18 protein-coding genes and 1 pseudogene are annotated in these 16,591 nt (G+C 73.1%); 7 read left to right on the top strand and 12 right to left on the bottom strand.

Going from position 1 to position 16,591, the window contains the following annotated elements; translation table 11 throughout:
- Position 1: 1 nt before the first annotated feature.
- Positions 2 to 1,942 (bottom strand): protein-arginine deiminase domain-containing protein, encoded by a 1,941-nt coding sequence (locus QC385_RS29380; protein WP_443033028.1) that lies wholly within the window; start codon positions 1,940 to 1,942, stop codon positions 2 to 4.
- Positions 1,943 to 2,060: 118 nt separating this feature from the next.
- The gene (locus QC385_RS29375) at positions 2,061 to 3,026 is read right to left on the bottom strand and encodes a helix-turn-helix domain-containing protein (RefSeq protein WP_279544416.1); all 966 of its coding nucleotides are present in this window, start codon (positions 3,024 to 3,026) and stop codon (positions 2,061 to 2,063) included.
- 121 nt (positions 3,027 to 3,147) lie between these two features.
- Here QC385_RS29375 and QC385_RS29370 point away from each other — a divergent pair, with 121 nt between their 5' ends.
- The gene (locus tag QC385_RS29370) at positions 3,148 to 4,191 is read left to right on the top strand and encodes a saccharopine dehydrogenase family protein (RefSeq protein ID WP_279544415.1); all 1,044 of its coding nucleotides are present in this window, start codon (positions 3,148 to 3,150) and stop codon (positions 4,189 to 4,191) included.
- Positions 4,192 to 4,209: 18 nt separating this feature from the next.
- Here the strand turns inward: QC385_RS29370 and QC385_RS29365 are convergent, their stop codons facing one another.
- Together QC385_RS29365 and QC385_RS29360 are read right to left on the bottom strand one after the other, a co-directional pair.
- Positions 4,210 to 4,665, bottom strand: coding sequence for a hypothetical protein (locus tag QC385_RS29365; RefSeq protein WP_279544414.1), 456 nt, complete (start codon positions 4,663 to 4,665; stop codon positions 4,210 to 4,212).
- A gap of 84 nt (positions 4,666 to 4,749) precedes the next feature.
- Complete coding sequence (locus tag QC385_RS29360; protein WP_279544413.1) at positions 4,750 to 6,102, bottom strand: hypothetical protein; 1,353 nt, start codon at positions 6,100 to 6,102, stop codon at positions 4,750 to 4,752.
- Between the two features lie 113 nt (positions 6,103 to 6,215).
- On the opposite strand from QC385_RS29360, the gene QC385_RS29355 reads away from it, so the two are divergent.
- Positions 6,216 to 7,451, top strand: coding sequence for a molybdopterin-dependent oxidoreductase (locus tag QC385_RS29355; protein WP_279544412.1), 1,236 nt, complete (start codon positions 6,216 to 6,218; stop codon positions 7,449 to 7,451).
- A gap of 385 nt (positions 7,452 to 7,836) precedes the next feature.
- On the opposite strand, the gene QC385_RS44120 is transcribed toward QC385_RS29355, so the two are convergent.
- The 3 genes from QC385_RS44120 to QC385_RS29335 are packed head-to-tail and all read right to left on the bottom strand — an operon-like array spanning position 7,837 to position 9,988.
- On the bottom strand, positions 7,837 to 8,601 hold the full coding sequence (locus QC385_RS44120) for a class I SAM-dependent methyltransferase (protein WP_336621334.1): 765 nt from the start codon (positions 8,599 to 8,601) through the stop codon (positions 7,837 to 7,839).
- Entirely contained in the window at positions 8,598 to 9,287 is a 690-nt protein-coding gene (locus tag QC385_RS29340; protein ID WP_279544410.1) for a TIGR04282 family arsenosugar biosynthesis glycosyltransferase, read from the bottom strand. Before QC385_RS29340 ends, QC385_RS44120 begins: the two co-directional genes overlap by 4 nt.
- Positions 9,284 to 9,988: a glycosyltransferase family 2 protein gene (locus QC385_RS29335; RefSeq protein ID WP_279544409.1), complete on the bottom strand. Its 705-nt coding sequence runs from the start codon at positions 9,986 to 9,988 to the stop codon at positions 9,284 to 9,286. The genes QC385_RS29340 and QC385_RS29335 overlap by 4 nt, the downstream gene beginning before the upstream one ends.
- A gap of 123 nt (positions 9,989 to 10,111) precedes the next feature.
- Between QC385_RS29335 and QC385_RS29330 the strand changes: the two genes are divergently transcribed.
- Positions 10,112 to 10,855: a response regulator transcription factor gene (locus QC385_RS29330; RefSeq protein ID WP_279544408.1), complete on the top strand. Its 744-nt coding sequence runs from the start codon at positions 10,112 to 10,114 to the stop codon at positions 10,853 to 10,855.
- Positions 10,852 to 11,964, top strand: coding sequence for a sensor histidine kinase (locus QC385_RS29325; protein WP_279544407.1), 1,113 nt, complete (start codon positions 10,852 to 10,854; stop codon positions 11,962 to 11,964). Before QC385_RS29330 ends, QC385_RS29325 begins: the two co-directional genes overlap by 4 nt.
- A 470-nt stretch (positions 11,965 to 12,434) precedes the next feature.
- On the opposite strand, the gene QC385_RS29320 is transcribed toward QC385_RS29325, so the two are convergent.
- From QC385_RS29320 to QC385_RS29305, 4 genes are all read right to left on the bottom strand, one after another.
- Positions 12,435 to 13,436, bottom strand: a complete 1,002-nt coding sequence (locus tag QC385_RS29320; protein WP_279544406.1) for an NAD-dependent epimerase/dehydratase family protein — start codon at positions 13,434 to 13,436, stop codon at positions 12,435 to 12,437.
- Between the two features lie 78 nt (positions 13,437 to 13,514).
- Positions 13,515 to 14,141, bottom strand: coding sequence for a glyoxalase (locus QC385_RS29315; protein WP_279544405.1), 627 nt, complete (start codon positions 14,139 to 14,141; stop codon positions 13,515 to 13,517).
- A gap of 62 nt (positions 14,142 to 14,203) precedes the next feature.
- Positions 14,204 to 14,401 carry a hypothetical protein gene (locus QC385_RS29310; protein ID WP_279544483.1) on the bottom strand — a complete coding sequence of 66 codons (198 nt, stop codon included), beginning with the start codon at positions 14,399 to 14,401 and terminating at the stop codon, positions 14,204 to 14,206.
- Between the two features lie 12 nt (positions 14,402 to 14,413).
- On the bottom strand, positions 14,414 to 14,770 hold the full coding sequence (locus QC385_RS29305) for a PRC-barrel domain-containing protein (RefSeq protein WP_279544404.1): 357 nt from the start codon (positions 14,768 to 14,770) through the stop codon (positions 14,414 to 14,416).
- A gap of 169 nt (positions 14,771 to 14,939) precedes the next feature.
- On the opposite strand from QC385_RS29305, the pseudogene QC385_RS29300 reads away from it, so the two are divergent.
- Positions 14,940 to 15,125: pseudogene (locus tag QC385_RS29300) on the top strand (acyl-CoA desaturase); the annotation flags it as partial.
- Positions 15,126 to 15,166: 41 nt separating this feature from the next.
- On the top strand, positions 15,167 to 15,565 hold the full coding sequence (locus tag QC385_RS29295) for a DUF5994 family protein (protein WP_279544403.1): 399 nt from the start codon (positions 15,167 to 15,169) through the stop codon (positions 15,563 to 15,565).
- A 21-nt stretch (positions 15,566 to 15,586) separates the two neighbouring features.
- Here QC385_RS29295 and QC385_RS29290 read toward each other — a convergent pair whose 3' ends face one another.
- The gene (locus QC385_RS29290) at positions 15,587 to 15,838 is read right to left on the bottom strand and encodes a hypothetical protein (protein ID WP_279544402.1); all 252 of its coding nucleotides are present in this window, start codon (positions 15,836 to 15,838) and stop codon (positions 15,587 to 15,589) included.
- Positions 15,839 to 15,996: 158 nt separating this feature from the next.
- Between QC385_RS29290 and QC385_RS29285 the strand changes: the two genes are divergently transcribed.
- Positions 15,997 to 16,509: a DUF5994 family protein gene (locus QC385_RS29285; RefSeq protein WP_279544401.1), complete on the top strand. Its 513-nt coding sequence runs from the start codon at positions 15,997 to 15,999 to the stop codon at positions 16,507 to 16,509.
- Positions 16,510 to 16,591 lie beyond the last annotated feature (82 nt).

Here is a 16,591-nt window from a genome sequence, read left to right as displayed (position 1 = left end):
CTCACCCCACCGGTCGCTGCCACCACGCGGCCGTCGCGTCGCGCAGGGTGTTGGTGCCGCAGTGCACCTCGCCCATGCCGAGGTGGTACGTGTACCAGTCGTCGATGTACGACACCTTCAGGCCGACCCGCTGGTAAGCGGCGGTGACGGCCTGCGTGAAGATGTCCTTGCCGCCGATGACGGGTCCCCACTGGCGCGGGGCGAGGTAGCGGTCGCGTCCCAGGAGCACGCCGTTGACCGCTCCGGGAACGTACGCGCTGGTCATCACCGTCGCCGCAGCCGCCGCACGCGAGCCGGCCGGGTTCTCGGCGAGCCACTTCTGCTGGCCGCGGTCCTTGAGGCTGTCCACGAGGTCGGAACCGGCGCCCATGCGCGTCAGACGCGGCACGGGAATCTCCTGGCCCTCGGCGGTCAGCGCCTCCGAGTCACGGGTGTACAGAGCGGGCACCCGCACGATCTCCGCGTCGGTGACCCCCGTCTCGCGCTTGAGGATCTCAAGGTTGGCGGCGATGCGCTGCGCCGCCATCTCGTTGTCGGCCACCAGGTGCTTGGAGGCGAGCGCCTGGTCGATGGTCTCCTTGGGCGCCGGACTGTCACTGCGGCCCGGGACGGAGAACATCTTCGTCTTGCCGTGGCCGTCGCGCTTGGCGTCGCGCAGTAGCTCCAGTCCCGCCTTCGGGTCGGCGACGCCCATGCGCCAGCCGCGGGGGGTGTCGGCGGGCAGGAACTGCACGAACTCGTCGACGTGCCCCACCCCCAGCCAGGAGGTGTCCATCAGCAGCGGGTCCTGCAACCCCTGCGACTTGAGCATCGTCCGCATCACCTTGGACGGCCGCGCCCCGCTGTCCTTGCGCTCGCCCATGATGATCCGCCCAGCCGGGAACGAGCGCCCGCCGTGCGCATAGGGCGGGATGGTCTCCAGGTTCCCCATGGAGTTGAGCGACCAGTCCTCGGGCTCGGCCGGGTCGTTCACCTGCACCACGCCGACGTCCCGGCCGCGCACCTTCTCGAACAGTTCCCGGCCCGCGTCCCGGTCCGGCTGGGCGGAACGCAGCATCACGCGCATCACGTGCCGCTGACCGCCCGGCCCGGTCATGCTGACGTAGGCCGGTTCGACGAAGTCCTGGGCCCAGGGGTCGGCGTACTTCGTGAAGGTGACCAGCGGCGCGGTGACCCCGGCGTTCTTGACCTCCTTCGCGAGTTCGGCGACGAACTTCTGCTGAAGACGGCTGTACTCGCCCTCGCCCTGGACCTCGGTGACCATCACCTGCTGGGTGTTCTGGAGGTGATGGTGGGTCAGCAGCGGCGCGACGCGCAGGGTGACGGCGTCGGAGGTGGACTTCTGCCCGGACGTCACCGTCAGCCGGACCACCGCCCGGCCGTCCCACTTCGCGCTGTCCCGGACGACGTCGGTGCCCTCGACGCCGAACTCCACACCGGACCGCAACTCGGCGCCGGTCAGGCGGGTCTTGGGCGTCACCGGGACCCACGTGCCGGAACGCTTGACGAAGAGGCGGGCGTGCTTGCCTCCCGTGGTGAACTTCAGACTGCCCTGGGCGTCCTTGCCCAGGCCCGGCATGGGGACGGAACGGACCCGGGCGAGGTCGGCGGCGTCCGCACTGCCGTTGACCTTCGTGTCGGTGCCGTCGTTGCAGGCGGCCAGCTTGGCGTCGGACAGCGGCTTGCCGCCCGGCCCGGTCACCGGGCACCGCTTGCTGTCGTCGTCGATGTTGGGCAGATAGACGGCTCCACGCCCGACGGACCAGCGGTCCTCGCCGTCCTTGTCGCTGCCACCGGTGACATCGACCCGTCCGTCGCGGTTCACATCCGCCCGCAGATCGGCGCGGCCGCCCGTATCGGCGGCGAAGGCGGAGCCGGCCGGCCCCGCCAGCACGGATCCCGCGGCGGCGAGAGCCAGGACGACGGACCCGGCCGGGTACAGGCGCGAAGGTCTACGTGTACGTATCCGCGTACGTGAACGCACAGCATGTTCCTCTCGGTTGGGGGGTTCGCTGTGCAAGAGGAGGAACAGCGGCTGTGCGTTCACTGCGTGGCCGGAGTTACTCCACTGCCGGCCGGACGGATCCGGGCGCCGAGCGGAAGGTCCGGCGGTAGGTGTCCGGAGGCACGCCGACCGTGCGGTTGAAGTGCCGGCGCAGCGTCGTGGCGGTGCCCATGCCGGTGGCCGCCGCGATGGCGTCGACCACGTCGTCGGTGGTCTCCAGCAACTCCTGGGCGCGGCGGATCCGCTGGGTCAGCAGCCATTGCAGCGCAGTGGTGCCGGTCACCGCCCTGAAGTGGCGGCCCAGATGGCGCGAGCTCATCCCCGCCCGGCGTGCCAGGTCCTCCACGGTGAGCGGCTGGTCGAGACGCTCGATCGCCCAGGGCAGCAGCGCGGCGAGCGGGTGGTCGTCGCGGCTGGGCACGGGTGCGGCGACGAACTGGGCCTGGCCACCGGCCCGGTGCGGCGGCACGACCAGGCGGCGGGCCACGGTGTTGGCGACGGACGAGCCGTGGTCGAGACGTACCAGGTGCAGGCACAGGTCCATCGCGGCGGCCTTGCCGGCCGAGGTCAGCACGCTGCCGTTGTCCACGTAGAGCACGTCCGGGTCGACCTCCACCCGTGGATACCGTGCGGCCAGCGCCTCGGTGTGCGCCCAGTGCGTGGTCGCTTGCCTACCGTCCAGCAGGCCGGCGGCGGCCAGCACGAACGCGCCCGTGCACAGGGAGGCCACACGCGCCCCCGCCTCGTGAGCCGCCCGCACGGCACCGACGAGCTCGGCGGGCGGTTCCACGTCGGTGTCCGCCCAGCCGGGCACGATCACGGTGTCCGCGTCCCGGAGGCCGTCGAGCCCCTGGTCGGCCTCCAGCCGGAACCGCCCGACCCGCACGGCGTCCACCCCGCAGACCCGGACGTCGTACCAGGGCACGCCCACGCCCACCGGGGCCGATCCGAACACCTCGTAGGCCATGGACAGTTCGAAGTGCAGCATGCCGTCGGTGACGGCGAGCGCGACAGTGGTCATGTCCGGAACTGTACGGGTCATGTCGTTCCGGACACTCACGCTGGGCGGCTCAGGGTGGCCAGGATGTAGGTAACAGCTCGCGGCGGACCGGATGACGTGAGCACTTGACGGGGGAGAACCCATGGGACCGGCAGAAACGATGATGCCGACGGTGACGGTATACGGCGCGTACGGCCACACGGGACGCTTCGTGGTGGCTGAACTGCGCGATCGCGGGTTCGTCCCGATCCTCGCCGGCCGCGACGCGGACAAACTGCGCGCGCTGGCGGCATCCATGCCCGACGTCGAAGCCCGCCCGGCATCGATCGACGACCCGGCGTCCCTCGACCGTGCCCTGGCCGGCGCGGCCGCCGTGATCAACTGCGCCGGTCCCTTCGCCCTGACCGCCGCGCCCGTGATCGAGGCCGCCCTGCGCGCCGGGATCCCGTACGTGGACGTGGCGGCCGAGATCGAGGCCAACGCCGACACGTTCGCGCACTTCGCGGACCGTGCCCGGCAGGCGGGAGCGGTGATCGTCCCCGCGATGGCCTTCTACGGCGGCCTGGGCGACCTCCTGACCACGGCCGCGATGGGCGACTGGACGACGGCCGACGAAGCGACCGTCGCGTACGGACTGAGCGGCTGGCACCCCACCCCCGGGACACGCACCGCGGGCACGGTCTCCCGCGAGCGGCGGTCCGGCCGACGCGTCCGCTACACGAACGGCCGGCTGGACTACCACGACACCGAGCCGACCCTTCTGAAGTGGCCCTTCCCCGACCCGATGGGCACCAGGGAGGTCATCGGCGACTTCACGATGGCCGACGTGGTCACCATCCCCAGCCACCTCGCCATCCCCGAGGTACGCACCCACATGACGACGGAAGCGGCCGGCGACCTCTCGTCCCCGGACACTCCGGCCCCGACGCCGACGGACGAGACCGGCCGCTCCGACCAGACCTTCCTCGTCGAAGCCGTCGTACGCTCCGGCGGTCACGAACGCCGCGCCGTGGCAACGGGCCAGGACATCTACGCCGTCACGGCACCGCTGGCGGTGGAGGCGGTCGACCGCATCCTCACGGGCCGCACGCACGCGGTAGGCGTGGCCTCCGCGGGCCGGATCTTCGACGCCGCGGACTTCCTCGGGGCGCTGGCGCCGCACATCACCTTCGAAGGGCCCCAGTGACGGACGGTGTCCCGACCGCTAGTGGTGCGACCTCACGGCGGTTCGCAGAGCTTCGAGCTCGGTTCGGGGAAACGGCCGGCCCCACTTGGACTCATAGGCCGCTTCGCCCTGCTCGTGATCGATCCGGTCGAAGGCCCGGACGGCGGATCGTGCGAGTGCCGTGATGGTGTGGCGGCCTGACCAGACAACTGCCCCCGTGCCGTCCGGAGCTTGGACGTCGTCAGCCAGGACCAGACGGACATCGACCACAGATCCGTCTCTGCGGAAGAACCACCGGTACACCTGCGGCTCTGCCTCCCACTCGGCGCGTGCTTCCTCCTCACCGAGGACGAGCCGGGCAACGGCATGGAGGAACTGCTCGGGTGCGTCAGTGATGTAAGAAGCGACGGCCTCGGCCTCGCCGTGATCATCAGCCACCTTGACGACGGCCCAGCCGTGACCGCCCAGCGTCCACGTGATCGCCAGAGACGACATCCCGCCCTCCTCCGGGGTGAGTCTAGGGACTCAGGCGCTCTGCGGCCGGGGCCGAGCGGTTTCCTGGCGTTGAGGCTGTCCGCGTCACCACCCCGTCAACAGCACATGGTTGAGCAGCAACGCCAGCACCACCTGCCCGGTGAGCCACGCACGCGGGTGGGACAGGAGCGCGCAGGACGGGAGGAGCCACAGCGCGAAGGGCAGCCAGATGCGTTCCGTTTCCGCCTTGCTCATGCCGGACAGGTCGGCGACCAGCAGGGCGAGGAGGGCGGCGGAGACGAGGAGTGCGAGGCGGGGCTCGGCAGCTCGGTGGGGCGGATCGGTGCGGCGGGAGAGCAGCGCCGCGCCCGTCCGGCGCAGGCCCGCCGCCGTCGCCAGGCCGGTGATGAGTACGGTGCAGGCGAGGTTGGCCCAGACCCAGTAGCCGTAGGGGCGGATGCCGCCCGCGCCTTGGTGGTAGCGCGTGACCAGCAGGTGGTACGCCTCCCACCAGTCGAACCCGGCGAGCGTGAACGCCGCCGGGACCACGGCCAGTCCGGCGAGCAGCGGCATCAGCAGGACGGGGCGTTCCCGGATGCCGTGCCGGCCGAGGAGCAGTACCGCCGCCGCGATCAGCGCGACGAGTGTGAGGCCGTAGGAGAGGTAGCAGGTCAGGCCGAAGAGGAGGCCGGACGCTCCCGACCACCACAGCGACCGTCTCGTGACCGCCAGGGCCAGCAGCGCCACCGCCCACGCCGCCACCGCCGCGAAGTACGCGTCGGCCGAGGTGCCCATCCACACCGCCGCCGGGGCCAGGACGAGGAAGGGGGCAGCCCTGCGCGCGAGGGTCTCGTCGGCCAGGGCGCGGATCGTGACCAGTACGGCGACGCAGGCCGTCGCCCCGACGGTGATGCACCACATGCCCGCCCAGCCGCCGCCCCGCAGCCCGATCCGGTCGAGCAGGACGAAGGTGAGGGTGGCGGCGGGTGGGTGGCCGGCGATGTGGGCGGGCCAGTTGTCGGGGGAGTCGAGCAGGATGTGCTGGGTGAAGTCCCGGAGCGCTGCCGGGATGTCGTCGAAGCGGTCGATGACCTGGAGGTACTCGTAGCGGGTGGTGAGGCGGCGCGCGATGCCCCGGTCCCAGCCGTCGATCAGGGCCAGGGAGAAGATCCACGCCGTGGCCGCGGCCCAGGTCACAGGGAGCAGCGTCCGCCAGGGGAGCCGGGCCGCGAGGGTGGGGCCGTACGCCACGGTGGCGATCGCCAGGAGTACGGCCGCCGGAGTGCCGGGGCCCAGGTGGGGGCCCCAGGACGCCAGCAGCGGGGGCCAGTCGACGAACAGGGTGCGGCTGGTGTCCTGGATGTGGCGGCCGACCAGGACGGCGGCCGTCACCAGCAGGGCAGCGGCCCCGACGGCGTACAGGTCGCGGCGCAGGTCACGGCGGAGGGAGCGGGTCACAGCGGAACGCTAGGCCGACAGGGCGGGCGCGGACCGCCGTCCGGGCCGGATGTCAGCGTTTCGTCATGGGTCGGGCACCCATTCCCGGGGTGTTCCGGGCCTACGGTCGGGCCATGCGAGACGACCCACGGCTTCCCTCCTCACCCGGCTTCTGGCGCAGCCCCCTGCGCGGCCCCCGGTTCACCTCGGTGCTGGGCCTCGTCCTGCTCGTCGGCATCACCGTGCTGTTCGTGACGGGGCTGGTCTCGTACGCCGCCTACAACCCGGGCCTGTCGCCGGTGAACGACAAGACCCCGGACAAGGGGATCCTCGGCTTCTACCTCTTCGCCTGGCCGACCAACCCGCACTGGCTGTACCGGCTCAACCAGGGCGTCCACGTCACGCTGGGCATCACCCTGATCCCCGTCCTGCTCGCCAAGCTGTGGTCCGTGATTCCGAGGCTGTTCGCGCTGCCGCCGGCCCGCTCGCTCGCGCACGCCCTGGAGCGGATCTCGCTGCTGCTCCTGGTGGGCGGTGCGCTGTTCGAGTTCGTGACCGGTGTGCTCAATGTCCAGCTCGACTATGTCTTCCCCGGCTCTTTCTACCCGCTGCACTTCTACGGAGCGTGGGTGTTCTTCGCCGCCTTCGTCGCCCACGCGCTGCTGAAGATGCCCACGGCGCTGCGCAATCTGCGGCACCTGCGGGAGGAGAGGAACGACCTCGTGACTCCCCGTCCCGCCGCGCCGACCGTCTCCCGCCGGGGTGCGCTGTGGTTCGTCGGGGGCGGCTCGCTGCTGCTGTTCGCGACGACGGTGGGACAGAACTTCGACGGGCTCCTGCGGCGCACCGCCCTCCTCGCACCGCACGGCGGCGGCGATCCCGGCAGCGGCCCGAACGGCTTCCAGATCAACAAGACCGCCGCGTCCAGGGGGATCAGCGGAGCCGAGACGAGCGACGAGGCATGGCGGCTCGTCGTGACGGGGCCCGCGGGCACGGTCCGTCTCAGCCGGGCCCAGCTCGCCGCACTCCCCCTGCACAGCTCGGCGTTGCCCATCGCCTGTGTGGAGGGCTGGTCGACGTCGGACCAGTGGTGGCGCGGGGTGCGGCTGCGCGATCTCGCGGCGCTCGTCGGCTACGACGCCGACGACCCGCCGGACGTGTTCGTCGAGTCCCTCCAGCGGCGCGGCGCCTTCCGGAGCGCGGCCCTGCGCGCCAACCAGGTGGCCGACCCGCGTTCCCTCCTCGCCCTGTACGTCAACGGCGAGGAACTGTCCCCCGACCACGGCTACCCGGCACGGATCATCGTGCCCGCGGCACCCGGCGTGCTGAACACCAAGTGGGTGGCCCGGATGACGTTCGGAGACCTGTGATGCGCCGACCGATGGGTAGGCCTGCGATGCGTCGGCCTGTGATGCGTCGTCGCCGGCCGAGCACTGCGCCTGTGACGCGCCGGCCGCGGATCCCCGTCGGGAGCCCCTTCCAGCTCCTCCTGCTCGGCTGCTCGCTCGCGCTCGCCGCCTACGCGGGCGTACGGCTGCTCGCCGGTGACTGGCTCGGCGTGGCGCTGTGGTTCGTGGGCGCGGCACTGCTGCACGACCTGGTGCTGCTGCCGTTGTACGCGGCCCTGGACCGGGCGGTCGTACGAGGGTTCGGGCCGCGCCGGGAGTGGGTGGGGTACGTGCGCGTACCGGCGGCCCTCTCCGGGCTGCTGCTCCTGGTGTGGTTCCCGCTGATCAGCGGGATGGTGGAGGGGCGCTACCGGTCCGCCACGGGGCTGCCGGCGGACGTGTTCCTCGCCCGCTGGCTGCTGATCACCGCCGTTCTCTTCGGCGGCTCGGCGCTGCTGCTGGCGGTGCGCCTGCTGCGGGTGCGCAGGGCGGCGAAGCGGCGTCCGTCGGACGTCCACTGACCGGCCCGGGTCCAGCCCCGGGCGTACCGGAGCAGAGCGGGCGTGCCGAGCCGCGCCCAGGGAAACGTATCGCCGGCACCGCGCGCGTCCGGGAGGCCGACGACCCGCACCTGGGCGCGTTCGTCGATGTCCACGGGCGCGGTCTCGGCGATCAGCAGGCCGCCGGGGCGCAGGAGCCCGGCCACCCGGTCCAGCAGGGCGCGCGGGTCGCCGCCGATGCCGATGTTGCCGTCCATGAGCAGGACGGTGTCCCAGCGGCCCTCGCCGGGCAGCGGCTCGAACACCGAGCGCCGCAGCGCCTGGCCTCCCGTCCGTACGGTGTGGTCGACGGCGGCGGCGCTGACGTCGATGCCGAGGACGGCCCGGCCCCGGGCGGCGAGTTCCGCCACCAGCCGCCCGGGCCCGCACCCGACGTCCAGTACGGCCCCCTCGCACCGGTCCAGCACGTCCCGGTCCACCGCATCGGCCCGGGCACACCAGCGCTCCACCTCCAGCGGCAGCAGCCAGCCGTCCGCACGCCGCAGGAACAGCGGCCCGTGACCGGCACGCAGGGCAGCGGCGTAGGGGTCGGCGGTCGCCCAGGCGACGGCGGTGGCGGGCGGGGCGCTCATCGGGACACGGCCGGGCGGGAGGCCGGTGTTATGCCAGGCGGGGAGTCGGGGGCCGGGCCGGACCGCCCACCACCCCACCCCCTCCCCGCACACCGGGCCAGCCGCGCCGCGAACCGCCCCTTCGGAGCCAGCGCGGCGACAGCGTGGGCGTCGGCCTCCGTGTCGACGTCGCGCAGCCGGGGCAGGTCGCGGACCCGCAGGCCCGCCGCGACGAGCCGGTCGCGCTGGACCGCCCCCGTAGCGGAGGTCGACATGGGCACGCCCCGCAGCAGGGCGGGGTCGGGGCGGCCCAGGCCGAGGGCCCAGAAGCCACCGTCCTCCGCCGGGCCGAACCATGCGTCGCAGCCGGCGAAGTCCACGGTGAGCAGCTCCGGCGTCACCTGCGGCGTGTCCATGCCGATGAGCAGGGCCGGGCCGGCACAGCGCGCGAAGGCGTGCGCCAGCCGCTCGTCGAGTCCGCCCGCGCACTGCGGCACGACGTCGAAGCCGGGCGGCAGCCACGGGCCGGGCTCCCCGTCGAGGACGAGGACCCTGCGGTCGGCCGGGGCCGCCGCGACCGCCTCCAGGGTGTCGGCGAGGGACGCCTCCGCGAGGGACGCGGCCTCCCGGGGCGTGAACGGCGGGGTGAGCCGGGTCTTGACCCGGCCGGGGCGCGGCTCCTTGGCGATGACGAGGAGTGCGGTCACCGTGCGCCCCTTCCGACGGCCGGAGTCTCTCCGGGGGCTTCGCCCAGCACGCGGCTCATGTCCCGTACGGCCTGCCAGGTGCCGCGCCACGTGCCCGTCACCTTCGAGGCCCCGGTGCGCGGCAGATACGGCACGTCGTGCTCGGCGATCCGCCAGCCGGCGTCGGCCGCGCGCACCACCATCTGGAGCGGATAGCCGCTGCGCCGGTCGGTGAGGGAGAGGGCGAGCAGCGGCTCGCGGCGGGCGGCGCGCAGGGGACCGAGGTCGTGCAGCCGCAGCCCGGTGCGGCGGCGCAGCATCCGCGCGAGCGCGAGGTTCCCGGCGCGGGCGTGTGCGGGCCACGCGCCCCGGCCCTGCGGGCGCCGCCGGCCGAGGACCAGGTCGGCCCGGCCGTCCCGTACCTCGCGCACGAAGGGCACGAGGAGCGAGGGGTCGAGGGAGGCGTCGCAGTCGCAGAAGCACACCACGTCGGCGGTGGCCGCGGTCAGCCCGGCGTGGCAGGCCGCGCCGAAGCCCCGGCGCGGCTCGTGCACGACGGTCGCGCCGAACGCGCGGGCGACCCGCTCGGAGCCGTCGGTGGAGCCGTTGTCGACGACGAGTGCGCGCCAGCCCGGCGGGATCCGTTCGAGCACCCAGGGCAGGGCCTCGGCCTCGTTCAGGCAGGGCAGCACCACGTCGACGTCGGAAGATGTCGTCGTCACGGTTTCACCCTACGAACGCGAACCAGGCATACCGGACTTCGGCTCCTTACGAAACGCGGACGTCGGCGGCCGAGGGGGCTTCCGGGCGGGCCACCGTCGGCCGTCCGGTGCGAGGCTGGAGCCATGCAGCAGCCCCATCAGCACGAGGAGAGCCGCGGGGACACCCCCGACGGGCCTCCGCGGGTCCTGGTCGTCGACGACGACCCGACCGTCGCCGAGGTCGTCGCCGGGTACCTGGACCGCGCCGGTTACGTCGTCGACCGCGCCGACGACGGCCCGGCCGCCCTCACCCGTGCCGCCGCGCACTGGCCGGACCTGGTCGTCCTCGACCTGATGCTGCCCGGGATGGACGGCCTGGAGGTGTGCCGGCGGATGCGCGGACAGGGGCCGGTCCCGGTCATCATGCTCACCGCGCGCGGCGACGAGGACGACCGCATCCTGGGCCTGGAGGTCGGCGCCGACGACTACGTCACCAAGCCCTTCAGCCCTCGCGAGCTGGTGCTGCGCGTGGAGTCGGTGCTGCGCCGCAGCCGGCCGGCCGTCCCCGGGCACCGGCTGGGAGCGGCCGGTCTGACCGTCGACCCGGAAGCGCGCCGGGCCACCAAGAACGGGGTCGAACTCGCCCTCACTCTCCGCGAGTTCGACCTGCTCTCCTTCCTCCTGCGGCACCCGGGGCGGGCCTTCGGCCGCGAGGACCTGATGCGCGAGGTGTGGGGGTGGGACTTCGGCGACCTGTCGACCGTCACGGTCCACGTCCGCCGGCTGCGCGGCAAGGTCGAGGACGACCCGGCCCGGCCGCGCCTGATCCAGACCGTGTGGGGCGTGGGCTACCGCTTCGACCCCACGGGAGAGGAGGCCGGATCGTGAACGACACCCTGCTCATCGCCCTGTACGCCTTCGCCGGCGCCGCGGCCACCGGCCTGGCCGGAGCCGGTGCGCTGCGGCTGATCCGGCGCCGTTCGCTCACCGCCTCGCTCGCCGTGGTCGCGGCGGTCGGGGTCGTCGCGATGCTCGCCGGCACGCTCGCCGTCGCCTGGGCGATGTTCCTGTCGCCGCACGACCTGTCCGTCGTCACGACCGTCGTCGCCATGGCGGCCGTCGTCTCCCTGGCCACCGCGCTGCTGCTGGGCCGCTGGGTCGTCGCCCGCAGCCGCGAACTCGCCGTGGCCGCACGCTCCTTCGGCGACGGCGGGGACTTCGCCGCCCCCGTCGGCCCGACGACCGCCGAACTGGACCACCTGAGCCGCGAACTGGCCGCCACCAGCGCCAGACTCGCCGAATCCCGGGAGCGGGAACGCGCGCTGGAGACCTCCCGGCGTGAACTCGTCGCCTGGATCTCGCACGATCTGCGCACCCCGCTGGCCGGCCTGCGCGCCATGTCGGAGGCCCTGGAGGACGGCGTCGCCGCGGACCCCGGCCGCTACCTGAAGCAGATCCGCACCGAGGTCGAACGCCTCAACGACATGGTCGGCGACCTCTTCGAGCTCTCCCGCATCCACGCCGGCGCGCTCGCCCTCGCCCCCAGCCGGATCTCCCTGTACGACCTGGTCGGCGACGCGCTGGCGGGAGCCGACCCGCTCGCCCGGGAACACGGGGTGCGGCTGGTGGGCGGCCGTATCGAGCCGGTGCCGGTGGAGGTGGACGGCAAGGAGATGAGCCGGGTACTGGGCAACCTGCTGGTCAACGCCATCCGCCGGACCCCGGCCGACGGCACGGTCGCCGTCACCGCGGAGCGCTCCACCGAGGGCGTGGTGCTGTCGGTGACGGACGGCTGCGGCGGCATCCCCGACGAGGACCTGCCGCGGGTCTTCGACACCGGCTGGCGCGGCACACACGCCCGGACGCCCCCGGCCGGCGCGGGCCTCGGCCTCGCCATCGTCCGGGGGATCGTGGAGGCGCACCAGGGCCGGGCCACCGTACGGAACATCCCCGGCGGCTGCCGTTTCGAGGTGGTGCTGCCCGCCGCCGCTTCGTAACACGGACAGCACCACCGGTCTTTCGCGGGCCGGACCCCGAATCCTGCGCGGGCCCGACCCGGGGTCTTGCGCGGGCCCGACCCCGGGTGTTGCGCGGGCCCGACCCCGGGTCTTGCGCGGGCCCGACCCCTGGCCTTCGCGGGCCGAACCCCCGGGTCTGCGCGGTCCAGACCCCCGGGTCTTTCGCGGGACGGCCCCCGGTCTTGTGCGGTCCCGACCCCCGGCCTTCGAGGGCCCGGCTCCTCAGCCTGTCGTGGGCCGGACCCCCGGTCCCTTGCGGTCCCGAGTCCCGAGTCCCTTGCGGTCCCAACTCCTGGTTCCTTGCGGTCCCGACTTCTGGTTCCTTGCGGTCCCGAGTCCTGGTCCCTCGCGGTCCCGGCCCCCGGTCCCTCGCGGTCCCGACCCCCGATCCCTCGCGGTCCCGACCCCCAGTCATTCGTGAGCCGGCCCCCCGGGGACATCGACGACTCCTACGCGCCCCGCATCCCGGCCCGCGCGAACTCCGCCATGCCCTCCTCGAATCCGGCCTCCGGCTTCCAGCCCAGCGCGTCCCGTAGTCGCGCGGAGTCGGCGGTGATGTGCCGTACGTCCCCGAGCCGGTACTCGCCGGTGACGACGGGCTCGGGCCCGCCGTACGCGGCGGCGAGGGCCCGGGCCATCTCGCCGACGGTGTGCGGGTCTCCGCTGCCGGTGTTGTACGCCGTGAGCACGCCCGGGGCGGCCTCCGCCTCCAGCGCCACGGCATTGGCCCGCGCCACGTCCCGGACGTGCACGAAGTCCCTGCGCTGCCGTCCGTCCTCGAACACGCGCGGTGCCTCGCCCCGGGCGAGCGCCGAGCGGAAGAAGGAGGCGACACCGGCGTAGGGGGTGTCGCGGGGCATGCCGGGCCCGTACACGTTGTGGTAGCGCAGCGACACCGCCGACCCGCCCGTGCAGCGGGCCCAGGCGGCGGCCAGGTGCTCCTGGGCCAGCTTGGTCGTCGCGTACACGTTCCGGGGATCGGCCGGGGCGTCCTCGCCGACCAGCCCGGGGACGAGGTCCGCCCCGCACACCGGGCACGGCGGCTCGAACCGTCCGGCGCCGAGGTCGGTGACGGCACGCGGACCGGGCCGTACGACCCCGTGCCGGGGGCACTCGTACCGCCCCTCCCCGTAGACCACCATCGACCCGGCCAGTACGAGACGCCGTACCCCCGCCTCCGCCATGGCGGCGAGCAGCACGGCCGTCCCTAGGTCGTTGTGCGAGACGTACTCCGCCGCGTCGGCGACCCCGTCGCCGAGCCCGACCTTCGCGGCCTGGTGGCACACGGCGTCCGCACCGGCCAGGGCACGTCCGACGGCGGCCGGGTCCCGCACATCGGCGCCGGCGTCGTCCCGCACGTCGAACACGACCGCCTCGTGCCCGCGCTCCCGCAGGGCGGCGACCACGTGGGACCCGATGAACCCGGCACCGCCGGTGACCAGTACGCGCATACGGCCACGCTAGGCCCGCGACCCGGCCGCACCACGGGACCGCGCTCGTACGTCACGACTCCGTAAGATCGCGCGCGGTCACAGCGACGCGGTCTCCGACGCGGTCGCCCACGCGAACCCGTCCGGGTCGGTGAAGGGCCCGGAGTCGCCGTTGACCGTGATCCGGTGCGATCCGGTGCCGTCGGGGGAGACGCCGACGAGCTTGGCCAGGCCACGGCGCTTGTAGAGCGCCAGCTTGACGGAGCCCGACCCGGTGTCGAACTCGACGTACTTGCTGCCGAAGCTCTTCGCCACGGGGATGCCGTGCTCGACGTAGAACCGCTTGCTGCCTGCCATGTCCTCGACTCCCAGCAGGAGCACGATCTCGTCGATCCGCCGGGTGGCCGGGCCGGTGTCCTTCTTCGACGACGACGCGATCTGCCAGATCGTCCCGTCGGGAGCCTGCACGACGCCCCCGTAGCCCCTCAGCGACTTGCCGGCGGGCTTCAGCGTCGTGGCGCCGGCGTCCACGGCGGCGTCGAAGAGGGCGTTGACGTCGGCCGGCTGGGACACCACGAGCGACAGCGTGAACCCGCGAAAGCCGGTCGTCGGCGCCTGTGAGGCCCGCACGCGTACCTGGTCGCCCAGTCCGAACGCGCTGGTGTAGAAGCGGTGGGCGGCGGTGGCGTCGTCCACTTCGAGGGTGACGGATGCGATGGAAGTCATGACGTTGACGCTAGGCGCCGCACGAGACCCGCGCTTCTCGAATCCTGACCGGAACGAGGTCGTCAGCGCACAGGCCGTCGTCCCGCGTGCCGGGACAGCCGTACCGCGAAGAAGATCACGTCGATGGCGAGAAGCACGATGCCGATGGCCAGGAGATAACCCAGGCCCTCCGCCGCCAGGCCGATGATTCCCAGTACGACGGCCACGAGGACGACCACAAGGAAGAGCGCCATCATCGCGGACCACCTCTCCTGTGCCACGCGTACCCACGGTCACCGGCGGGCGAGCCGGCGCTCGCCCCCCGCTCCCGGCCGGTACGTCATGCCGTAGTGCTGGAAGATCTGCTCCTCCCGCTCGGCCGGGAGAACGTCGTCCGTCCCGATCGACGGGGCTTTGCGCACCTGTCCCCTGGCGTGGGAGACCTTGACGTAACCCGGTCCGACCACGGCGTCGTCGAGGGGGACGAAGACCAGGCGCCGGCGGCCGGGCACCCCGGTGCGGACGGTGGCCATGGTCGGTTCGTCGGTGGCGGTGTCCACGTAGACGCCTTCGAGCATGCCGATCCTGTGCTGCTTCGGATCGACCACGTCATGGTCGCGCCATTCGCGGATGTCGGCTGAACGGATCATGCCGTACTCCCTGTCCGGTCCCGCCGTTTCACCCTACTCCGGCCCGGGCCGGAGTACCGTGGGGAGGATGAGGACTTTCCGTATGCCGGAATTCTGACCGGTTCCGGACCAGGCACGCCATCCGTCCTCTCATGGGCAGCCCGTGACCCGGCCGCGCATCCGCATCCAGGCCGAGCTGTCGTTCGGCGAGAGCTGGCACAACCTCCACCACGCCGACCCCACCACCGCCCGTCACGGCGTCGACCGGGGTCAAGTCGACCCCTCCGCCGCCTTCATCCGCCTCCTCGAACGCCTCGGCTGGGTGCACGACGTGCGCTGGCCGACCGCGGACCGGGTCGCGCCCCGTCCCGTCTGACACCGACCACCGGACCCCTCATGAAGTCGGCAGGAGCCCTCATGACCACCGCGCTACCGCCCCCGCTCCCCTCCCACCCGGTCCTGCGGCTGCGTCTCGCACCCCGCAGCGGCATGCCCCGGCCCATCGACGGGGCGTGGTGGCCCCGCTCCTACGACCTGCTCGCGGAACTCCCGTCGCTGCTCTCGGGGTTGCCGCGCACATGGGGCCACGTCACCAGCGTCACGGTCAACGGGGCGACGTGGCCGGCGGCCCCCGGCCGGATGCTCGTCTCCAACCAGGTCGTACGGCTGCACAGGGCCCTCGCGGCGTCCGCCCCGCACACCGTCGTCCTGCTCGCCCCCGGCCGGGGCCGCTGGGACCTGCTGGTGGTGCCGCCGGATACGACCGAGGAGGCGGCGGCACCGCTGATGGCGGCCGCGGCGAGCGATCTGGAGTGACCGCACCCGCCGGGCGCCGTCTCACTTCCGCTGGTGGCTGTCCTCCATGGACCGGCTGGTGTCCAGCCAGGACCGTGCCGGTTCCGCCGCGCGGCCGGTGTCCACGGTGAGGTCGAGGCGGGTTCCCCCGTCGGGGCCCGCCGGGTAGCTGCGCTGCTCGGTGGCGGCGAAGCAACGGCGGAGAACCTCCGCGACCCGCCGGGCGACCTCGGGCGAGGCCGCGATGATGCGGACCTCGGCGTGCTCGTCCGAGGGGGGTTCCGTGAACTGCATGGCGACCTCGGAGTTCGATGTCCCGGCGGGAGACGGGCCGGATCCCTCACTCTACTCCGGGCTCTCCGGCCGCCATCGGCCGGAGAGTACCGTGAGACGAGGAAGCCACCAGGCTTCCCGATGCCCGGCAGGATTTCCCCGGCAGGCAGGCGAGAGCGATGTCCGACTCCGACTCCCCGCGTGTGACCAGGCTCCTGCCGGACGCCGTCCACCAGGCCGTACGGCCCGGAACGGCCGTGGTACGGCTGGAGACGACCCACGAACGGCAGGGCGTGCTCGACGGGGCGTGGTGGCCGCGCTCCCGTGACATCGCCGCCGAACTCCCCGGCCTGATCAGCGCATTGACCGAGCACCTCGGGCCCGTCACCCGGGTCGGTCTGGACGCCGGTGCCTGGGAAGAGCTGCCGACGCGGATGACCATCGACGACCGTGTCGTCCACATCGACTCCTCCGCGGTCGGCGACGACACCGTCCTCATCACCCGGAGCGGGCAGGACCTCTTCTCCCTCCTCGTCGTCCCGCCGCACGCGACGCCCGACGCCGCGCGCGCCGCCATGGCCGAGGCCGTCCGCTCCGGCAGCGTTGCGCAGGCCGAACAGATCCTCGTCGACACCGGCACCGGGCATTCGAGCCCGAGCGCGACGGACGTCCCGAGCGCCTCCGGCGAATAGCCCCCGGATCCGTACGGCCCGCCGGGCCCGTCCGAGGAGTACGGTTGAGGTACCGAGGATTCTTCGCGCACCGGCTTCCAGG

It is taken from the genome of Streptomyces sp. DH10, from assembly GCF_029813805.1.
Taxonomy (GTDB): domain Bacteria; phylum Actinomycetota; class Actinomycetes; order Streptomycetales; family Streptomycetaceae; genus Streptomyces; species Streptomyces coeruleofuscus.
The sequence above is the reverse complement of the archived record's forward strand: the minus strand, read 5'-3'. Positions and strand labels throughout refer to the sequence as shown.